Annotated in this window: 22 protein-coding genes; 5 read left to right on the plus strand and 17 right to left on the minus strand. The window is 38.8% G+C overall.

Features of this window, described 5'->3' with window-relative positions; all coding sequences use genetic code 11:
* Positions 1 to 24 precede the first annotated feature (24 nt).
* The 4 genes from BLR86_RS00540 to BLR86_RS26355 all read right to left on the minus strand — a co-directional run bounded on the left by BLR86_RS00540 (position 25) and on the right by BLR86_RS26355 (position 3106).
* Positions 25 to 690 (minus strand): 3-oxoacid CoA-transferase subunit B, encoded by a 666-nt coding sequence (locus tag BLR86_RS00540; RefSeq protein WP_090757711.1) that lies wholly within the window; start codon positions 688 to 690, stop codon positions 25 to 27.
* On the minus strand, positions 675 to 1367 hold the full coding sequence (locus BLR86_RS00545) for a CoA transferase subunit A (RefSeq protein ID WP_090757712.1): 693 nt from the start codon (positions 1365 to 1367) through the stop codon (positions 675 to 677). Before BLR86_RS00545 ends, BLR86_RS00540 begins: the two co-directional genes overlap by 16 nt.
* The gene (locus BLR86_RS00550; RefSeq protein ID WP_090757713.1) at positions 1368 to 2714 is read right to left on the minus strand and encodes an aspartate aminotransferase family protein; all 1347 of its coding nucleotides are present in this window, start codon (positions 2712 to 2714) and stop codon (positions 1368 to 1370) included.
* A gap of 245 nt (positions 2715 to 2959) precedes the next feature.
* A complete protein-coding gene (locus BLR86_RS26355; RefSeq protein ID WP_217642348.1) occupies positions 2960 to 3106 on the minus strand; it encodes a hypothetical protein in 147 nt (48 codons plus the stop codon).
* Positions 3107 to 3188: 82 nt separating this feature from the next.
* Here BLR86_RS26355 and BLR86_RS00555 point away from each other — a divergent pair, with 82 nt between their 5' ends.
* Positions 3189 to 4553: a TrkH family potassium uptake protein gene (locus tag BLR86_RS00555; RefSeq protein WP_090757714.1), complete on the plus strand. Its 1365-nt coding sequence runs from the start codon at positions 3189 to 3191 to the stop codon at positions 4551 to 4553.
* Between the two features lie 260 nt (positions 4554 to 4813).
* Here BLR86_RS00555 and BLR86_RS00560 read toward each other — a convergent pair whose 3' ends face one another.
* Both BLR86_RS00560 and BLR86_RS00565 read right to left on the minus strand, forming a co-directional pair.
* A complete protein-coding gene (locus BLR86_RS00560; RefSeq protein WP_090757715.1) occupies positions 4814 to 6280 on the minus strand; it encodes an NAD(P)/FAD-dependent oxidoreductase in 1467 nt (488 codons plus the stop codon).
* 178 nt (positions 6281 to 6458) lie between these two features.
* A complete protein-coding gene (locus tag BLR86_RS00565) occupies positions 6459 to 6644 on the minus strand; it encodes a YjcZ family sporulation protein (protein ID WP_090757716.1) in 186 nt (61 codons plus the stop codon).
* A 116-nt stretch (positions 6645 to 6760) separates the two neighbouring features.
* Here BLR86_RS00565 and BLR86_RS00570 point away from each other — a divergent pair, with 116 nt between their 5' ends.
* Positions 6761 to 7351, plus strand: a complete 591-nt coding sequence (locus tag BLR86_RS00570) for a DUF502 domain-containing protein (protein WP_090758210.1) — start codon at positions 6761 to 6763, stop codon at positions 7349 to 7351.
* A 25-nt stretch (positions 7352 to 7376) separates the two neighbouring features.
* On the opposite strand, the gene msrB is transcribed toward BLR86_RS00570, so the two are convergent.
* The 3 genes from msrB to rsgA all read right to left on the minus strand — a co-directional run bounded on the left by msrB (position 7377) and on the right by rsgA (position 9524).
* Entirely contained in the window at positions 7377 to 7811 is a 435-nt protein-coding gene (msrB, locus tag BLR86_RS00575; protein WP_090757717.1) for a peptide-methionine (R)-S-oxide reductase MsrB, read from the minus strand.
* Positions 7801 to 8292 (minus strand): peptide-methionine (S)-S-oxide reductase MsrA, encoded by a 492-nt coding sequence (msrA, locus tag BLR86_RS00580; protein WP_254782210.1) that lies wholly within the window; start codon positions 8290 to 8292, stop codon positions 7801 to 7803. The genes msrB and msrA overlap by 11 nt, the downstream gene beginning before the upstream one ends.
* 161 nt (positions 8293 to 8453) lie before the next feature.
* On the minus strand, positions 8454 to 9524 hold the full coding sequence (gene rsgA, locus BLR86_RS00585) for a ribosome small subunit-dependent GTPase A (RefSeq protein ID WP_090757719.1): 1071 nt from the start codon (positions 9522 to 9524) through the stop codon (positions 8454 to 8456).
* A gap of 305 nt (positions 9525 to 9829) precedes the next feature.
* Here rsgA and BLR86_RS00590 point away from each other — a divergent pair, with 305 nt between their 5' ends.
* Positions 9830 to 10579, plus strand: coding sequence for a DUF4397 domain-containing protein (locus BLR86_RS00590; RefSeq protein WP_090757720.1), 750 nt, complete (start codon positions 9830 to 9832; stop codon positions 10577 to 10579).
* A gap of 32 nt (positions 10580 to 10611) precedes the next feature.
* Here the strand turns inward: BLR86_RS00590 and BLR86_RS00595 are convergent, their stop codons facing one another.
* The 3 genes from BLR86_RS00595 to BLR86_RS00605 form a co-directional block, all read right to left on the minus strand.
* Positions 10612 to 11190: a YpmS family protein gene (locus BLR86_RS00595; RefSeq protein ID WP_090757721.1), complete on the minus strand. Its 579-nt coding sequence runs from the start codon at positions 11188 to 11190 to the stop codon at positions 10612 to 10614.
* A 6-nt stretch (positions 11191 to 11196) separates the two neighbouring features.
* Complete coding sequence (locus BLR86_RS00600) at positions 11197 to 11997, minus strand: SGNH/GDSL hydrolase family protein (protein ID WP_254782188.1); 801 nt, start codon at positions 11995 to 11997, stop codon at positions 11197 to 11199.
* A gap of 135 nt (positions 11998 to 12132) precedes the next feature.
* The gene (locus BLR86_RS00605) at positions 12133 to 12714 is read right to left on the minus strand and encodes an SCO family protein (RefSeq protein WP_090757723.1); all 582 of its coding nucleotides are present in this window, start codon (positions 12712 to 12714) and stop codon (positions 12133 to 12135) included.
* Positions 12715 to 12968: 254 nt separating this feature from the next.
* Here BLR86_RS00605 and BLR86_RS00610 point away from each other — a divergent pair, with 254 nt between their 5' ends.
* The gene (locus tag BLR86_RS00610) at positions 12969 to 13856 is read left to right on the plus strand and encodes an MBL fold metallo-hydrolase (RefSeq protein ID WP_090757724.1); all 888 of its coding nucleotides are present in this window, start codon (positions 12969 to 12971) and stop codon (positions 13854 to 13856) included.
* A 36-nt stretch (positions 13857 to 13892) separates the two neighbouring features.
* Here BLR86_RS00610 and BLR86_RS00615 read toward each other — a convergent pair whose 3' ends face one another.
* The 5 genes from BLR86_RS00615 to BLR86_RS00635 form a co-directional block, all read right to left on the minus strand.
* On the minus strand, positions 13893 to 14735 hold the full coding sequence (locus tag BLR86_RS00615; RefSeq protein ID WP_090757725.1) for a DegV family protein: 843 nt from the start codon (positions 14733 to 14735) through the stop codon (positions 13893 to 13895).
* 577 nt (positions 14736 to 15312) lie between these two features.
* Positions 15313 to 15936 carry an LPXTG cell wall anchor domain-containing protein gene (locus BLR86_RS00620; protein ID WP_139185551.1) on the minus strand — a complete coding sequence of 208 codons (624 nt, stop codon included), beginning with the start codon at positions 15934 to 15936 and terminating at the stop codon, positions 15313 to 15315.
* 69 nt (positions 15937 to 16005) lie between these two features.
* Complete coding sequence (locus BLR86_RS00625; RefSeq protein WP_090757726.1) at positions 16006 to 16593, minus strand: TasA family protein; 588 nt, start codon at positions 16591 to 16593, stop codon at positions 16006 to 16008.
* A gap of 83 nt (positions 16594 to 16676) precedes the next feature.
* The gene (gene sipW / locus BLR86_RS00630; RefSeq protein WP_090758211.1) at positions 16677 to 17243 is read right to left on the minus strand and encodes a signal peptidase I SipW; all 567 of its coding nucleotides are present in this window, start codon (positions 17241 to 17243) and stop codon (positions 16677 to 16679) included.
* A 19-nt stretch (positions 17244 to 17262) separates the two neighbouring features.
* The gene (locus BLR86_RS00635; RefSeq protein ID WP_175492746.1) at positions 17263 to 17919 is read right to left on the minus strand and encodes a hypothetical protein; all 657 of its coding nucleotides are present in this window, start codon (positions 17917 to 17919) and stop codon (positions 17263 to 17265) included.
* Between the two features lie 119 nt (positions 17920 to 18038).
* Between BLR86_RS00635 and BLR86_RS00640 the strand changes: the two genes are divergently transcribed.
* A complete protein-coding gene (locus BLR86_RS00640) occupies positions 18039 to 18386 on the plus strand; it encodes a helix-turn-helix domain-containing protein (protein WP_090757728.1) in 348 nt (115 codons plus the stop codon).
* The last annotated feature ends 27 nt before the right edge of the window (positions 18387 to 18413 follow it).

Consider the following 18413-nt stretch of genomic DNA (forward strand, 5'->3'; position numbering starts at 1 on the left):
CCCTCTTTAGAAGAATGGGTGAGATTAATAGGTTATCCTCCTGACATCATCACTTATCATAAACGCACAATCTGTCTTGTTGATGACATCTTGCAAATCATAGGGTTCAAACATCTCTGTTAACAGTAATCCCTCTGTCGTTAACCTGAAAACAGCTAGCTCAGTAATAATTATGTCAACACAAGCGGAAGAGGTTAACGGTAACGTGCAGTTCTTGACAATTTTTGGATTTCCCGCCTTATCACAATGATTCATTAACACAATCACCTTTCTCGCTTTCTGAGCTAGTTCCATGGCACCGCCCATACCAGGAACTTTTTTTCCAGGTACGATCCAGTTGGCCAAGTCCCCGTGCTGACTGACTTGCAGAGAACCTAAAATCGTGATATCAACCCGGCCCCTGCGGATCATCCCAAAGGAAATCGCACTATCACAATAAGAACCACCTTTGTTTAAGGTAACGGGAAAACCACCCGCATTACATAGATTCCCATCTTCCAGCCCTTTGTCTGGACTTGGTCCCATCCCGGTGATCCCATTTTCAGCATGAAACATGACCATCATGTCTGTTGGTAAATGATTAGGAACCAAGGATGGAATACCAATGCCAAGGTTCACAACCATACCATTATGAATTTCTTCTGATGCTCTTCTGGCTATTCTGCTGCGAGTATCTACTCCCAAGCCCATTTCCAGTTCACTCCTTTCGATGGGATAATATGGTCAACGAACACTCCAGGTGTGATAATTTCATCAGGGTCAAGGCTGCCCAACGGCACGATTTCTTCCACCTCTACAATCGTGATGTCTCCGGCCATAGCAACAAGTGGATTCGTATTCCGAGCGCTTTTGTCATAGATTAAATTTCCGTAGGGGTCTGCTTTTTTAGCATAAACGATTGAAATCTCTGCTGTTAAAGCTGTTTCAATTAAGTAGTCGTTTCCATTGAGGAGAAAATGGGGCTTATTTTTCGATACTAGCTCATTATTCAACCCGATATCCGTTAGAATCGCAGGAAGTCCGACACCGCCAGCCCGAATCCGCTCGGCTAATATCCCCTGCGGTGAAAATTCCACCTCAAGCTTTCCTTCATGCATGAGCTTCCCGGCTATTGGATTGGAACCAATATGCGAGGCAATCACCTTTATTGCTCTTCCTTGACTAACTAGTTTACCAATACCGATGTGTGGGAATCCGGTATCATTTCCAATCAATGTCAAATTTCGCACTCCTTTTTCTAGGATTCCATCAATCAGAGTTGGCGGGGTTCCGACACCGCCAAATCCTCCAAACATTAACGTCATCCCATTAAAAAAAAGGTCAATAACCTTCTCTAAGGTTGTAATTTTTCCAAATGGATTATTCAATTAATCACATCCTAACTTCATTTGCTTTGAAAAAGCTTCAAACGTTTCTGCCAGTAATGAAACCAATTCCTGTATTTCATCTTTGGTAATCGTTAATGGCGGCGAGAGAATAATCGAATCGCCATTGACCCCATCAAGGCCAGCTCCAGCAGGATAAATGATCAATCCATTCTCTTTAGCAATGGCAATCATTCTCTGGGTAACCAGCGCTTTTCTTGGAAAAGGAGTTTTCGTGGCAGCATCCTCAACAAATTCAATTCCCAGCAATAATCCTTTCCCGCGAATATCACCGATAAAGGAAAACTGATTTTTTAATGGAAGCAACAGATTCTTGAGGTATTCCCCTTTGGAATCTACTTGACTGACAATCTTATTTTTTTCCAAGTATTCTAGTACTGCCAGAGAAATGGCACAGGATTGCGGATTTGCACTTAAGGTATGTCCGCTCATCACCACTTTTGTTCCCGCTAAAATCGGTTCAATCACCTTTTCACTCGCCACGGCAGCCGCAATCGGCGCATAACCTGCACCCATCCCTTTCCCTAAAGCAACGATATCAGGGATTACGTCCCACTGTTCCATTGCCAGCATCGACCCTGTTCGCCCAAAACCGGTCATAACCTCATCTGCGATAAAAAGAATATCGTGATCTTCACAGATTCTCTTGATAACTTTAAAGTAATCCTTTGGAGGAGCGATCGCACCGCCAGCTGCACCAATAACTGGTTCGGCAATAAAGGCGGCAATTTGGTCAGCACCGATTCGTTTGATTGCCTGTTCGAGTTCTTGTGCACAAGGATATCCGCAAGAAGGGGCCTCGAGACCATAGGGGCAGCGGTAGCAGTATGGGGGATTGATGACTGGGAAATCCTCCAGCAGCGGAACAAATCGTGCTCTTCTGCCGGGATGTCCTGACAACGATAGTGCTCCTAAAGTAATCCCATGATAGCTGACCCATCTGGAAAGCACTTTTGTTTTTGTTTTTATCCCTTTTTCTTGCCAATATTGGATGGCCATTTTCATTGCCGTTTCTACTGCTTCAGAACCACTATTAACAAAGAAGCACCAATTCAGGTCTCCCGGCATGATGTCTGACACTTTTTTAGCCAGTTTCTCGGCACTCGCACTCGTAAATTGGGAACGGTACACAAACGAGACTTTTTTCGCCTGTTCGTGAATCGCCTCGATGATTTCTGCAACACCGTGGCCAATGTTAGCGGTAACTGCCCCGGATGCGCCATCAAGGTATTTCTTCCCTTCCATATCATACAAATAAACCCCTTTGCCATAATCAATCATTGGCAACGTTTCATCGAGTAATGGTTTTATTAGATACGTTCGTTCCAACCTGACACCACTTCCCTTTTAGTTCATTGTATGAGCGAGGTTTTTATAACTTTCATCTTAATTAAAGTAATTCATTCTTAAAAATTTCTGGGCACTTCAGATGATGACCAAAACTCATAGAAAAGATCATAAAAAGGGTCATCATAACCACGATGATGACCAAAACTCATAGAAAAAATTATATACATGGTCATCATAACCATGATGATGACCAAAACTCATAGAAAAAATTATAAACAGGGTCATCATAACCAGGATGATAACCAAAACTCATAGAAAAAATTATTAACATGGTCATCATAACCACGATGATGACCAAAACTCATGAAAAAATCATAAAAATGGTCATCATAACCCCATGATGACCAAAAATCGTTGATGTCTTCAATCATTCGTTCTAGTAGGAAAAACTATCTTTTACTTTTACCCCTAGTTGCTATAAAATAACAGTTAATATACAAAAGGAAGGTTCAAATGAATATATCAAGAAAGCATTCATTAAAAAAGAAAGAGCTATCCACTATTCAATTAATCGTTATTTTTTACCTATCGGCGTTAATCATTTCGACTTTACTTTTGAAAATACCCTTCGCTCATAAAGAAAATGCGTCATTGAGTTTTATCGATGCCTTATTTACATCGGCGAGTGCTGTCAGTGTAACAGGTCTAAGTACCATCTCCTTAAAAGATACATTTAATAATTTTGGAATATTTCTCTTATGTCTTATTCTTCAATTAGGCGGATTAGGGGTCATGTCACTTAGTACCTTCCTATGGATCATGATTGGGAAAAAAGTAGGATTAAAGGAACGCCAACTGATCATGGTCGACCAAAATCAATCTCACTTATCGGGATTGGTGCAGCTGGCGAAGCGGATCTTTATTATCATCATTTCCTTTGAAATCATTGGGGGCATTATTTTAGGACTACGCTTTTTGAAATACTTTGACAGTCCACTATCAGCATTTAAACATGGATTTTTCGGTTCAATTAGTGCTACCACAAATGCTGGATTTGATATTACCGGCGAATCATTAATTCCTTTTAGCAATGACTACTTTGTTCAAATGGTGGTCATTTTATTAATGATTATCGGAGCGATCGGCTTTCCAGTGATTGTCGAGGTTTATGAATTCTTCTTAAGTTTAAAGGTTAAGCGAAGGTATCATTTTACGTTATTTACGAAATTAACTACGGTAACATTTGTGATCTTAACGGTAGTTGGTGGCATCATGATTTATTTACTAGATAGCTATCACTTTTTCGCCGATAAATCATGGCATGAAGCATTCTTCTATTCCCTATTTAATTCTACCACCACGAAAAGTGCAGGGCTTGGCATAATGGATTTGAATGATTTTACAACAAGTAATCAGCTCTTTTTATCAATTTTAATGTTTATTGGCGGTTCTCCCAGCAGTGCCTCGGGTGGAATCCGGACTACAACGTTCGCCATTGTACTACTCGCAATCTTCTTTTATGCACGTGGAAAAGGTTCAATTAAAATATTTAGACGGGAACTCCATAGCGAGGATATTCTAAAATCCTTTATCGTAATTTCGACGGCGGCCATGCTCTGTTTGGTTTCAATCTTAATTCTCTCGATTACAGAAGATGGGACCATTATTCAGGTGATTGTTGAAGTTACCTCTGCGTTTGGAACCAATGGACTATCGATGGGCTTAACACCGATGTTAACGACGTTCGGAAAGATCCTCATTATATTGTTGATGTTTATTGGCCGACTTGGAATTGTTACATGTTTATTAATACTAAGAGGAAAAGACTCCAGCCAGGATAAGATTCATTTCCCGAAAGAGAAAGTTACGATCGGATAAAGGGCAGAGGCAACTCTGCTTTTTTATTTCATGTCCTTTATGAGGTCCAGTTTTCAGTTTCTCTCACTTGTTTGGGCTTCATGAACGCTTTATGAGGACCACTTTTCAGTTTCTATCACTTGTTTGGGCCTCATGAATCCTCCATGAAGCCCGTTTTTCCAAATTTCTCACCAGTATGGTTCTCATGAACTCTTTATTAATTATCGGGGATAGCTAGCTTGCTATGAAACTAAAAAAACAAACCCGCAAATATTAGCGGGTTAGGACATAACGACTTCTTTTTTACCTTCAGTGACTGCTTTTTTGATGATATCTCTGGCAATCCAAACGCCACATGCACTTGCTTGGGCAAGACCTCGGGTGATTCCTGCGCCGTCTCCGCCGACATACAAACCACTGATTTCTGATTCAAAACGGTCATTGAGTTTTGGGCGTGCAGAGTAGAATTTCGCTTCGACTCCGTAGAACAATGTGTGTTCTGAAGCTAACCCAGGCGTAATTTGATTTAATGCTTCGGTCATTTCAATTAAACTTTTAAGCGTATTATATGGAAGAACTAAACCTAGATCCCCTGGCACCGCCTCTTTTAGGGTTGGCTCGAGGAATCCTTCTTTAATCCTTCTTTCGGTTGAACGTCTGCCTTTTAGAATATCGCCGTATTTTTGCACGATCAAGCCGCCATTTGAAAGGGCGTTGGCAAGACGTGATACTTCGTGGGCATATTCGTTCGGCTTATCAAAAGGCTCTGAAAATGTATGTGATACCAATAATGCGAAATTCGTATTTGGGCTGCCAAGTTTCGGATCTTTGTAGGCATGTCCATTGGCAAGCATGATACCAGAATGGTTTTCAACGACAACATGTCCGGAAGGGTTGCTGCAAAACGTTCGTACTCTCGTTCCGACGGAAGTATTGAAGACAAATTTCCCTTCATATAAATGATCATTAATTTCCTTCATAACAATGTCAGATGTCTCCACCCGTACGCCGATATCTACTTGGTTACTTGTCATCTTCAGACGGCGTGCTTTCAAAATTTCAGTTAGCCATTTCGAACCATCCCTACCTGGGGTAATAACAACCTTATCTGCAAAAAGCTCCTTATCGCCTTTCAGCTTGATCCCCTTAACGACATAACCATCAATTGTTCTTTCCGTAATCAAATCTTGTACTTCTGTTTTAAAAGACAGTTCCACTTTATCATTTAAGTATTCAAAGATACTTTTCATAATTTCTAAGTTTTGCTCTGTACCTAGGTGACGAACTTGGGCACGCAGCAATTTTAAGCCCGCTGCAAATGCGCGGCGCTCGATGTCCTTCACTTGATCTGTAAGCGGATCGGTAATACTATCTGTTGCACCGTGTTTTAAATTTATCTCATCAACATATTTAATCAAATCAATGACCTGAGAATCTGGAAGATAATCGGTCATCCAACCGCCAAATTCACTTGTGATATTAAACTTTCCATCAGAATATGCTCCTGCACCACCGAAGCCAGCAGTGATGGAACAAGCAGGCAAGCATCCTGCGTACTCTTTCCTGCCTGCTGCTGGAGGGCATTTCTCAATTTTATTATCTAAAATCGGACAATTTCTTCGATAAATATCATGCCCCTTATCTACTAAAAGCACCTTTGCGTTTGGCATTTTTAGTGTAAGTTCATAACAGGTAAAAATTCCTGCAGGACCTGCACCCACTACAATCACATCATATTTATTTTCCATTGTCCAAAACCTCCAAGACGTCTGTATTTACTTAACCCTTGGTAAATATAGCAAACAAATTTCTTTCCGTCAACAGTAAAAACGAACTATATATAATTAATTGTTCACATCGTTCGTGTTTTGATCGTTTTCAGAATATAAAAAAAGACTCAAGGCTTTTCGCCTGAGTCATTTGCATTTAGCACCAGCTTGCGCCGATGATGATTAATAGAATAAACAGCACCACAATTAATACGAAAGTGCCATAGCCATAACCAAATCCGCATCCACCTACTACTGGTGCTGCATAACCAAATCCACATCCACCTACTGCTGGTGCTGCACCAAATCCACAGCAATCTTGCCCATAACCATACATACCCATTCACTCCTTGCGTTTTTGTCTGTTAACACTCTTACTTTATGTAGTAGGTACTTGACCTGTCTGTGCATTCGCCTATATTATGAGAATCAATGAATAAAAAATCTGTAGGTGATAGTTTGAAAACTTTATTAAAAAGCTTTGTGAACGGTATTTTGACGATTGTCCCGATTATCCTTGTAATCTTTGTCATTTATAAAACTTTTTTGTTTCTCGACGGTTTGCTTGGGAATACATTAAGGCCATATTTAAAGGAAGATTATATTCCTGGGATCGGTTTGCTGACCACGATTGTTTTAATTACACTACTTGGCTGGTTATCTACAAAATTTATAACAGGCAGCATCATTAAATTAATTGATCGATGGTTGGAAAAAATTCCTGTTGTAAAAACCATCTACTCCGTCATAAAAGATACGGTTCAATCCTTTCTTGGCGAGAAAAAGTCTTTTTCGAAGGTGGCACTTGTGGTTATTCCTGGAACAGAAATGAAGAGTATGGGGTTCGTGACTTCCGAACAATTAGAGAATTTCTACAGTCCACTTAAAGATCATGTAGCCGTCTATGTTCCGCAAACTTTTCAAGTGGCCGGGTTTACCTTTCTAATTCCGAAGGAGCAAGTTGAAATTATTGATGTAAAGCCTGAAGACGCCATGAAATTTATCCTATCCGGGGGAATGACCTCCACGTCAAAAGTAAAGGAAAATTAGAAAAAGCCGCGAGAATCGCGGCTTTTTACTCTTCGTCAAATAATTTTTTATAAGCTCCGTAACCTTCCACTTCAAGCTTTTCTATGGGAATAAAGCGTAAGGCTGCAGAATTAATACAGTACCGTAACCCTGTTGGATCTGGACCGTCGTTAAAAACGTGGCCTAAATGGGAATCAGCTGTCTTACTTCTCACTTCCGTACGAACCATAAAATGGCTATGATCTTCTTTTTCCAACACTTCTTCCTCTACAATCGGCTTGGTAAAACTCGGCCAGCCACAGCCTGCGTCATATTTATCGAGTGAGCTAAATAGCGGCTTCCCAGATACGAGATCCACATAAATCCCGTCCCTTGTTTCATTCCAATATTCGTTCCGAAACGGCGGTTCGGTTCCGTTATTTTGGGTTACTTCATATTGAATTGGTGATAAATCTTTTTTTAATTGTTCCTTATTTTTCACTTTTCTCCCCCCAATGTGCTTGAATAAAACCGGCTCTCCCTGAACCTACATGGTATCTTTGATAATGTGCTTGATTTTTCTTATAGTAATGCTGATGATATTCTTCTGCTGGATAGAACGTTTTGGCTGGTAAAATTGGCGTTACCACAGGCTTCGTGAAGAGTCCGCTCTCCTGTAATGTTTGTTTCGACAGCTCTGCTTGTTGCTTTTGTTTTTCATTATCGTAAAAAATTGCTGTTTGATAGGATTGACCACGATCGTAAAATTGACCGCCAGCATCGGTTGGATCAATTTGCTGCCAATAGAGTTCAAGCAGTCTTTCATATGGAAAAATTTCCGGATTAAACGTGATTTGAACCGCTTCATAATGCCCAGTTGACTCCGAACAGACCTGTTCATATGTAGGATTCTCAACATGACCGCCGGTATATCCAGAAATGACGTTTATAATTCCCGGCTGCTCATCAAATGGTTTCACCATACACCAAAAACAGCCTCCAGCAAACGTAGCTAATTCTTCCACGTTCCCACCCCTTTAATTTTTATTTGCTCCCGACTATGAGTATACCGAATCTAATTAAAGAAATACAATTTACTGACTGATAAAGCCGAACCACATCTTGCTGGTCCGGCTGTAACTTCCTATTTAATCTTTTTCTTTTGTTTCAGTTGTTTTGCAACGTTCTTCCACTTTTTCTGTTCTTCCGTTTGAGCGCGTTTGTCTGCTTTCCGTTCGATATAGGCGAGTTCTTTTTGCAGCTTGTTGAAGCTGGTTAGTCGTCCAGCTGGAAGCGTACCTGCTGCAATCGCCAAAGCAACGGCACAGCCAGGTTCATCATGATGTTTACAATCTCTAAATCTGCAGTTCTCTGCCAATTCATCAATATCGGAGAACGTTTCTGTTAGTCCCTCTGAACTTTCCCACAGCTGCAATTCACGCATCCCTGGGGTGTCAATCAGCACACTTCCATTTGGGAGCTGAATCAGCTCGCGATGGGTAGTCGTGTGCCGCCCTTTGTCATCACCTTCACGAATCTCATTAACGGCCTGCTTCTCATCACCCAATAACCGATTGGTTAAAGTCGACTTTCCTACCCCTGATGATCCTAACAAAGCGACCGTTTTTCCAGGCAGTAAGTATGGATCAAGCTGTTCAATTCCACTCATCATCTCCGCGCTAATAGGAATAACCGGTACCCCGCCAAAGGCGATAGCTTCAACCTCCGCCAGCTTCTCTTCGATATTTTCACAAAGATCAGCTTTGCTCAATACAATTACGGGATTCGCCCCGCTCTCCCATGTTAGCAAGAGATAACGTTCAATTCTTCTTAAATTAAGGTCGTCATTAAGTGAGTTGACAAGAAAGACAGTATCGACGTTTGCGGCAACAATTTGTTCTTCAGCCGTTCTGCCGGCAGACTTCCGCGAAAATTTACTAAATCGTGGCATGACAGAATAAATTGTCCCTTTACCCTCGTTCGTCCGCGGTTTCAGCATCACCCAATCTCCAACCGCCGGATAATCCTCACGACTTAAAGCTTCAAAATTAAATTTTCCTGATACCTCACAAAGCAAGTCGCCCTGCTCCGTCCAGACACGATACATATGCTTATGTTCCAAGGCGACGCGGCCGATGATCATCTCTTCGCTTTGCTTTACTGCTAAGAAATCGTTCATTATTTTTTCAGTTAATCCGATTGTTAGTAAATTCATCCATATTCCTCCAAAAATTGTAAAATAAAAAACCATAGGCAACACAGCCCATGGTTTACTTCACAAAGGAAAAATGGGTATAGATTCCCCTAACTGGTGAATCCGCGGGCTGTGCAAGCGATATTGAAATCAACGGCAATTAACGTATTTTCATTTAACATTACACTTCACCCGCCTTCCGAGATATTTGTATTAAGTATATGTGAATAAAAGCCATTTGTAAACAAATAATCCAAATATAGACACCTACCCAAACATGCTTGAATAAATTAATTTGTAAAGAACTAGAGAAAGGAGCGATGGGTATGTCTGAAAGTGGAAATCATTCAGATTATCTTCAACGGGCTGCGATGTATGATCTATTAGCTCACAATGCTAAATACTCAAACCCAAACCTACACATGCATTATTATTTAAAACATCTAAAATATATGAATAAAGCAATGTTGCAACACAACACTCAGCAAACTCGAGTAGATGGAAAGGTCAGATTCCTTCACACCTCACCTGATGCCCCCGATGTTGACATTTATATTAACGGGAAGATGCAAGTAAAACGCCTCCCATTTAGAGTGGCAAGCAATTATTTGTCATTAAATCCTGGAAAGTATCATATTGATATTTATCCTACTGGAAATTCTCTGGACAGTGTCCTGAATAAGAATGTTACCATTGAACCCGGAAAAACCTACACACTGGCCATCATCGATTCTGTAAAAAAAATGCGCCTGCTACCATACCTTACCCAGCCGGAAGTTCCGCCAAATGAATCAAAAATAAGGTTTTTACACTTATCACCTGATACAGGGGCCTTGGATTTTGCAGTTAAAGACAGAGATGTTGTCTTTCCGAATATCTCCTACAAGCAGACATCCGATTATTTAGGAATCATGCCAATGACCGTGGATTTAGAGGTCAGAGCAGCGGGAACAAAACAAGTTGTCCTTCCAATACCAAAAGCCCATTTCCGCCCAAATGAAACCTATACGATTATATTGATCGGACTTTCGAAAGAAGAACCTGAAACATTAACAGCAATGATTTTAAAAGATTAAAATAATAAGGTGGCCCACCAATGTGAGTCACCTTAATCAACAGGTACAAGTATTGTAAAAGCAATATCATCTTTTCGTAAATCGAACCTGTTAGCTTTCAGTTCAACATCACTTTTTATCTTTAATTGCTGCATATTTACGTAGATTAGTTTTTCACTCGGCTGTATGTCTACCCCTTTTGGGAGCTTATAATTCTCTTTAATAAATTTAAGGACATACGAAACCGGCAAATGCAGACTCCCAACCGAAATCGACTTCTGCTTTAAAACTAAATCGCCATTTTCCAGTGCCTCTGGTTCAAAGGTAAGCTTCAAATCCAATTCTTGACTAAAGAATGGCAATTTTCCGTATAACTCCACTTCATCCTCTAGACGGACACTATAATCAATCGGTGAATCGCCAGCCTCTTTTTTAATATACTGATTGATCAATCGATTTAAATCATCCTTATTCGATGTAACTTCGAAAGAAACACTGTTGTTATTCGGAACACTCTGTTGCATCTTCCCTTTATCATCTGCCGGTACCAAAATCAATGATAATAGAAGGATCAAAATGAAACCATTTAATCCTAATAAAAGAAAGAATCCCCTTTTCCATTTATTTATCATCGAAAACTAATTCTCCTCTTTACTGACCATATACGCCTTCTTAACGAGATCAGGTAATGTCCGCTCTTCTAAGGTTTCGTTCAAACGCTCGGCGATCAATTCGTAGCCCTTATTATTGGGATGAAAATTGTCGGTATGCAAGAGACTTTCTTTTGGATTGCGAAATAAATCTTCAATTCCTACATAATAAGCATTCGAATAATTGCTGACCACGGATTGACTGGCAATATTCCAATCAGCCACAATCTGGTCAAGCTCCTTAATATCCGAAAACCATTGTGAAAAAGGATTGTAGACACCAACCAACACAATATAGGCATCAGGATTAACGCGAATAATCGTATTCATAATTTGGTACAGATTATGAATATACACTTCTCGTTCTTTTTCAAACACCGATAGCTGGAGATTTGAAATATTATCCTTGACTACCTTCATAATGTCATTGCCGCCAATGGTTAAAATGACCAAATCAGCTGTAGCTAGTGTGTCGGTAATCTCCTCTTGTTGCAGTCTTTTTAATAATTGTGTCGTCCGGTTACCGTTAACGCCATAGTTATAAAAATCAACTTCCTTAATCCCCTTTTCTTCCTCGAGCAAAGTTCTTAAGTAAGGCAGGTATCCTCCAGTTTTGGTACTATCGCCAACACCCTCTGTTAAGGAATCGCCAGCAGAAATAATCTTTATTTCCTGTGGGACAAAATCGACAGGAATTTCCTCATAAACGACAGCCGAAACGGTCCGTTCTTTATGCAATTCCCAGCGATTGGATTGACTGCAAGAACTTAAGAAAAAAGTCGAAAGCATGAAAAGGGTGAAAAACTTTTTCAAATGTACTTCACCACCCTCTACCTATTGATATTATAACATGACAAAAAAAATTCAAAACAGGCAAGTACAAACTCCTATTCATTTCCAAAAAAATAGACCTAGAAAAAAGGTCTATTGCAATGCTTTAATATCCTTGAGCATATCATCATACGGCACTTCTTTGTACCCATCGTAAACTTTTTTAACTTTACTATCTGGTCCAACTAAGAAGAAGTAGGTTTGATGAATAACCTGATTTCCCTCTTGCGGCTTTTTCACTAACGTTTTAAATGTTTCTTTGGCATAGGTTTCAATAAACTCTTGTGTATAGCCTGTCAAAAAGGTCCAATTCTTTGAATCCAAGCCGAAATTCTTGGCATACGTTGTAAGTTTTTCTGGTGTATCAACGGTTGGATCGACACTAAACGAAACAAACTCTACATTTTCCAACTTTTCATCTGCCACCATTTTTTGCAGCTTGGACATATTTGCTGTCATGGGCGGACAAACATCTGCACAATTGGTAAAAATAAAATCAGCCACCCAAATCTTTCCGTCTAACTCCTTTTTTTCAAACGGTTGATTTTCCTCGGTCACCGCTGAAAAATCATTTACTGGATAATCAAGCGGATTCACAATCCCCTTTTGTCCACATGCTGATAAAAGCAACGCACTCAAGATGATGATAACTAGAAACGATAATTGATTTTTCATAAATATCCCCCGCCAGCTTTTTCTTTTCGTGATAAGTGTAACAAAGTTTCAAGAAAGAGAAAAGCAAACGGTCCTTAATCAAGGCTATAGCATTTCCAAAAATTCTAGTTTCACCAAAAGAACAGAATTCTCCGTTATAATGTCGAAGAATAGCCGAAGGCAAGTTGGTTTATTGTAAGGAGAAGATATGGTATCATGAATGAGTATTCATTCAATAACCAGAAAATTAAGTCAATTTTACAGAGGTGTTAATAGTGAAACAGATTGGTCCACTTATAATTATTGAAGGAGCTAATAATAGTAAAGTTCCCTATTCACGAAGCTTGTATATTAATACCAATGACAAGGTGCTCATCGATACGGGAGCAGATCCAACTGAACTTATGACACTTGATGAGCAGTATGGGGTTAAGTTGATCATCAATACTCACTACCACCCCGATCATACATTGCACAACCATTTGTTTCAGGGTACTGAAAAATGGATTAATCCACTCGAATATAAAACCATTCAAACCATCGAAGGGATTGCCAGGGGTAATGGCGTCTACCAAGAATGGGGGCCAGAAGGTGTAGAAACACTTAGAAAACACATGCCAAAGGAATGGGTACAAAACCTTGGGGAAATTTCCGGAACCTATCATTATGAAGAAGAATATAACTTTAGCGGGGTCAAGGTTCATTTCCTACACACCCCTGGACACACAGCGGGCTATACAAGTCCCTTCTTTCCAGCGTTAGGAGTCGTTTATGTAGGCGATTTCGATATGACATCGTTTGGACCATGGTATTTTGGAAGTGATGGAGATATTGATGCCTTCATTGCATCAGGAAAACGCTTGTTGGACCTGGACGCCGACACCTATATTACCGGTCATCAAAAAGGGATTTTCACGAAACAAGAATTTGCTGAAGCAATGGAAAAATACTTAGCCATGATTGACCAGCGTGACGAAATCATCGAAAAGTATGTTCGTCAGGGCCTGAATTTTGAGGAGCTAACAAGTATTGGCATCTTCTATCCTAAAAAAATACTCGAATCGGTTATGATTCTCCGGACATGGGAACGTAGCGGAATTCGAAAACATTTGCAGCGGCTTGGGTATAGTGTCCATGGTTCTGAAATTTCAGCGGTAATCTAAAGGGGATGGTGCCATAAATCGCACCATCCCCATTTTTTATTCTGTGTAATACATCAAGGCAATTGCACCTGGACCTGTATGGGTGCTGATCGTCGGGCCCGTGTAACCAATCGGGATATCCTCAAATCCTGTTAAGTCTACAATTGCTTCCTTTACTCTTGCAGCTAAATCATGTGCTTCGGCATGAACAATCCCTGCACCTAGTAAGGTTTTTCCTTTTACATCCTCGGTAAATTGCTTGGCGAGCCATTTGACCACCTGTGAATGGCTGCGAACTTTGGCAACTGGATTATATTCTGCACCCTCAAGAGAGGCAATCGGCTTGATATTAAGGAGTGATCCAATAAAAGCCTTCCCTTTACCAATTCTGCCGCCTTTTACCATGTTCTCCAGCGTATCAATCATAATATAAAGCTTTGAATTTTCACTGACCTTGTCTAAACGCTCTAGAATTTCCTCAGCACTCTTGCCTTGCTTCGCCATTTCAGCCGCTTCCCTGACCTGGAACTGAAGGGCAATCGAGATAAACTTAGAGTCAACGACGTTGACCTTTGTCTTCGTCATTTGTGCTGCACTTTCAGCAGAGCGAACCGTTCCGCTCATTTTCCCGGTCATATGTATAGAAATTACTTCATAGCCTTCATCACCAAGCTTGTCATATACTTCAAGGAAAGTTCCCGCGGAAGGCTGGGAGCTTTTCGGCAGTTCCTCTAAACTTTTCATCGTTTCCATAAATTCTGCAGGTTGAATCTCAACTCTGTCTAAATACGTTTCACCCTTTATTGTTACGGACAAAGGGACCACGACAACACCGAGCTGTTCAGCCTGTTCAATGATCATATCCATGGTTGAATCCGTTACAATCTTTATCTTGCTCATTCACTCACATCCCTAGCTTTACTCCATTGTATTATACATGTTCCCTATCCTAGATGAAATAATTTCCCCTATTTTCGTAAGATAAATGTGAAAAATAAAAGAACACCGGATGATCCGATGTTCGAAAGGTAAGAAGCGTTATTCTTTTATTTTTGAACTTTAATCCCTGCTACATAAATCAGGAAACTCTTTTTAAATTATTATGGAAGCAAAAAACAGGCCACTGTTGGATGACCTGTAAATTAGTCAAAAGATGGGAAAGTGTAGGATTTAATCTTGGGGTTATCTACAGTGAATTGTTTTTTGATTATGTATAATTGAGGCCTTTTAGTTTTAGCCTTTTGGGCATCTTGGCGGTTAACTTTAGTAAGATCATGGTTACATGAAGGGCAAAGCCATTTTCCAGAATCGCAGCTACTGAAAGAGGGTTGGTGGCATTTTGGGCAGAGTTTTTTGAACATTGGGTGACAACTCCATTCTGATCTATTTCTAATAGTTATCTATTACAATCTAATAATATGTATACAAACTTATTAAAATTTGACCTTGATTTTCTACTTTAAAAACCAAGGTCCTACTATACTTGCTTATCTAACCTATTTCTTCTTTTGATGAAAAACTGAATTGTAGAACCAGTTAAAACTAACACTGCTCCTACTACTAGAATATTAAACATATCTGATCCGGTGTCAGGGAGTTTGGGTCCATCTGCTGGAAGGACACCACCTAGAGTTCCTTCTACATAAAATTTAAACTGAAATTCACAGCTTAAACTTTGAAAATCATTTCCAAGTTCACTAGGGAAATATATACTAAATGTCAGTTCTTCACTTGTACTACTTTTTAATTTTCTAGAATCTAGCTTTTCATAGTCTTTTAATTTACCTTTATAAAGATCACCAGATTTATCAGCAACTGTTAAAACTAATTCATTATAAATTTTTTCTGATCCTGTTAAGAAACGATTAGAAAAAAGATACTTGAAGTCTTTTGATCCATTATTTTGGACTTTTAATAATTTCGTAAATGTATCTCCTGGTTTAGCATTGCTAATATCAAAAAGGACCTTATTTGGGATTGTTGAAATATCAATCTCATTCTTTTCAGCACTTACACTTTTCTCTCCTAAAAATATAAAAATGAATAAACTGGCTATAAAAATAATTCTTATCGTCTTTGCTAATATCACTTTAATATTCATGGCAATACCTCGCAATGTTAGATTTAACAAAAGGTAGGAATTACTTCCTACCTTTTGTCAAAATTGCTATTAAAGTTCTACTCCAGTACCTTGCTTAGCATTGAATGTCCATTCTAGTCTTAGCCATTCTCCTTGGAAAGCATTTTGATCAGCTCCATTATCAAGGAACTTAAACTTCACTATAAATGGATGAGTTTCACCTTTTTTTAGATCCGCTGTTGGAACGTGCCCACTCAACGTTTCATGAAGTATTTCAGGGCTCATACTTCTTAACTCTGAAAGTGTTGATAGGTAAATTGGCATACTATTCGCCGGTTGTCCATGATATAGGACTTCTACTTGGATATAATCACCTAAATTTTTCCCAAATTGATCAACTGCCCCACCTGTTGAGTAGTTTGTAGCTAAATTAATAGTATGAATATCAAGACTACCATCATTCTGTAGGTTAAAAGTACGTTGCATCCAATCACCTGGTTTAATATTTTTAATGTTAATGATCTCAGTTGGATGTGCTGAAAGCTTTAATGTTCCTGCTTGAAATTCCGCTGTAGCTTGTGTGGTAGCACTAAAATACGCAAATGTTCCCCCACCTACTAAAGATAATCCTAGTGCTGCTGATGCGATTCCTAAACCTAATTTCTTTTTAATACTCATTCTTTCTCCTCCTAATTATCCCTCTTTTTAGAGATATGTATTATTTATTGGACCCTTATGCTTTTACATAAGGAATGCAACCGTTAAATAGTTCCTTGAGCATCATTTCCTTTTCCCTTATCCAGTTCTTTGATAGCTTTATAAATGCTTATTCCTGAATAGGAAAGTAGGAGTATGCCTGGTAGGATAAGTAGTAAAGCCATTCCATTTTTCGACTTAGAATAATCTATTAAATAACCAACATATGGGATTGTAAAGCCGGAATATTTAGCTACGACATTCTGGGTTAATACTGGATCAAGATCTTTAGCATTGTTGTTATCACCTTTTGTTACATACGTGATTTGATCTCCAGCTTTATTAACATCAATAATTCTATGTGTAATCAATTTTTCATCAGATTCTATAAAGGTGATAATGTCATCTTTTTTCAAATTACCTGGATTTTCTAAAGGCTTAACAGCAATGATAGAACCTGTTTTAAACGTGGGTTCCATGGAACCAGAAAGTACTGTTTTAAGTTGGTAACCCAAGATACTAGGTTCGCCACCGGAAGCTTTGGACGATATTACGACAAAAATCATAAATATTAAGGTTATTGATAGAATTACCGTTATTAAAGTACTTAAAATCTTTTTAACTATTTTCATGTTTACACCGCCATTGTTATTAATTTTCCATGTTACCATTTGTTTGATCATAATTTGTTTCTGCACTATCTGAATTAGAACTTTCAGAGGTATTTTCTATGTCAGGTCTATTACTTTGAATTTCTATTGATTTCCCTTCAGTTTCAATATTTTTTTCATAAGGTTTTTGAGATTCTATTTTTTCATTTGAATTAGCATCAGATGTATCTTGAAAATTTTCATTTTCTAAATCCTTACAATATTTGTTCCAGAATTCGGAATTCCTTTCAGCGTCCTTGCAAAAATCTTCCGAAACACTAATTGTTCCGCTTATTGAATCAGCATCATTAAAATATGCACCAGTATCGGTTGTAAGATATATACCTGTAAGAATCAGAATGTACCATGCAGCAACAATCTGAGCTGCAAATAATACTATGATATTTTCCTTTTTTTTAAGCCTTTTCAAACGAGTATGTCGGATGGTATTCCCTCCCTCATTCGTTCTATTAAATTGAGAAGTTTTCTTAAGTAGTTTATTAAGAACGAAGTTGGCGACTTTTTTATCATGTTCATCAACTTCCTTAGGAATTTTTGTTCTTTGTAATGAACTTACAAATTGAGTATAAGACAAAATAACGAACTTGAAAAACCACAAAAAAGACCAAATTTTCTTAATAAAGAACACTTTCATCATATTCTCTTGATATATCTCCCGATTTCTCATTATTCCGTATTTTATAAAGAATTAACCGTTCTATATAATGTATATTTGAAACGGATTCTTTTTGTTCTATTTTAGGAGATGAGGGTGATATGATCGGAAAGAAGATTAAACGGTTGCGGCAGAAGAAAGGGTACTCAATAACGGAATTAGGTCGGCTAGCTGATGTTTCGAAATCTTACTTAAGCCAGCTTGAGAGAGGTTTGCAGACTAATCCGTCACTTCATTTTCTCGTTAAAGTTTCTAAGCCTTTAGATACAAGTATTGATTATCTTTTACAAAATGCTAATGAACAAAAGGTTGAAGATAATCTACTGGATGAGGAATGGAAGGAATTAATTCAGCAAGCAATTGAGGACGGTTTGAAAAAAGAGGATTTTCACGAGTATCGCAAGTACATTAAGTTCCAGGAATGGATGAAAGAACAGAAAAAATCATAAAAGTAGCCCCCATTTATTCGTTATAAT

The sequence above is a fragment of the Bacillus sp. OK048 genome, assembly GCF_900103525.1.
GTDB lineage: Bacteria > Bacillota > Bacilli > Bacillales > Cytobacillaceae > Neobacillus.

Bases quoted from the DNA above. Each gene is read 5' to 3' on its own strand.
- BLR86_RS00540 (WP_090757711.1), bottom strand. From the start codon at position 690: ATGGGCTTGGGAGTAGATACTCGCAGCAGAATAGCCAGAAGAGCATCA.
- BLR86_RS26355 (WP_217642348.1), bottom strand. From the start codon at position 3,106: ATGATTGAAGACATCAACGATTTTTGGTCATCATGGGGTTATGATGAC.
- BLR86_RS00555 (WP_090757714.1), top strand. From the start codon at position 3,189: ATGAATATATCAAGAAAGCATTCATTAAAAAAGAAAGAGCTATCCACT.
- BLR86_RS00560 (WP_090757715.1), bottom strand. From the start codon at position 6,280: ATGGAAAATAAATATGATGTGATTGTAGTGGGTGCAGGTCCTGCAGGA.
- BLR86_RS00565 (WP_090757716.1), bottom strand. From the start codon at position 6,644: ATGGGTATGTATGGTTATGGGCAAGATTGCTGTGGATTTGGTGCAGCA.
- msrA (WP_254782210.1), bottom strand. From the start codon at position 8,292: ATGGTGAAACCATTTGATGAGCAGCCGGGAATTATAAACGTCATTTCT.
- rsgA (WP_090757719.1), bottom strand. From the start codon at position 9,524: ATGAATTTACTAACAATCGGATTAACTGAAAAAATAATGAACGATTTC.
- BLR86_RS00590 (WP_090757720.1), top strand. From the start codon at position 9,830: ATGTCTGAAAGTGGAAATCATTCAGATTATCTTCAACGGGCTGCGATG.
- BLR86_RS00595 (WP_090757721.1), bottom strand. From the start codon at position 11,190: ATGATAAATAAATGGAAAAGGGGATTCTTTCTTTTATTAGGATTAAAT.
- BLR86_RS00600 (WP_254782188.1), bottom strand. From the start codon at position 11,997: ATGCTTTCGACTTTTTTCTTAAGTTCTTGCAGTCAATCCAATCGCTGG.
- BLR86_RS00605 (WP_090757723.1), bottom strand. From the start codon at position 12,714: ATGAAAAATCAATTATCGTTTCTAGTTATCATCATCTTGAGTGCGTTG.
- BLR86_RS00615 (WP_090757725.1), bottom strand. From the start codon at position 14,735: ATGAGCAAGATAAAGATTGTAACGGATTCAACCATGGATATGATCATT.
- BLR86_RS00620 (WP_139185551.1), bottom strand. From the start codon at position 15,936: ATGAATATTAAAGTGATATTAGCAAAGACGATAAGAATTATTTTTATA.
- BLR86_RS00625 (WP_090757726.1), bottom strand. From the start codon at position 16,593: ATGAGTATTAAAAAGAAATTAGGTTTAGGAATCGCATCAGCAGCACTA.
- sipW (WP_090758211.1), bottom strand. From the start codon at position 17,243: ATGAAAATAGTTAAAAAGATTTTAAGTACTTTAATAACGGTAATTCTA.
- BLR86_RS00635 (WP_175492746.1), bottom strand. From the start codon at position 17,919: ATGATGAAAGTGTTCTTTATTAAGAAAATTTGGTCTTTTTTGTGGTTT.
- BLR86_RS00640 (WP_090757728.1), top strand. From the start codon at position 18,039: ATGATCGGAAAGAAGATTAAACGGTTGCGGCAGAAGAAAGGGTACTCA.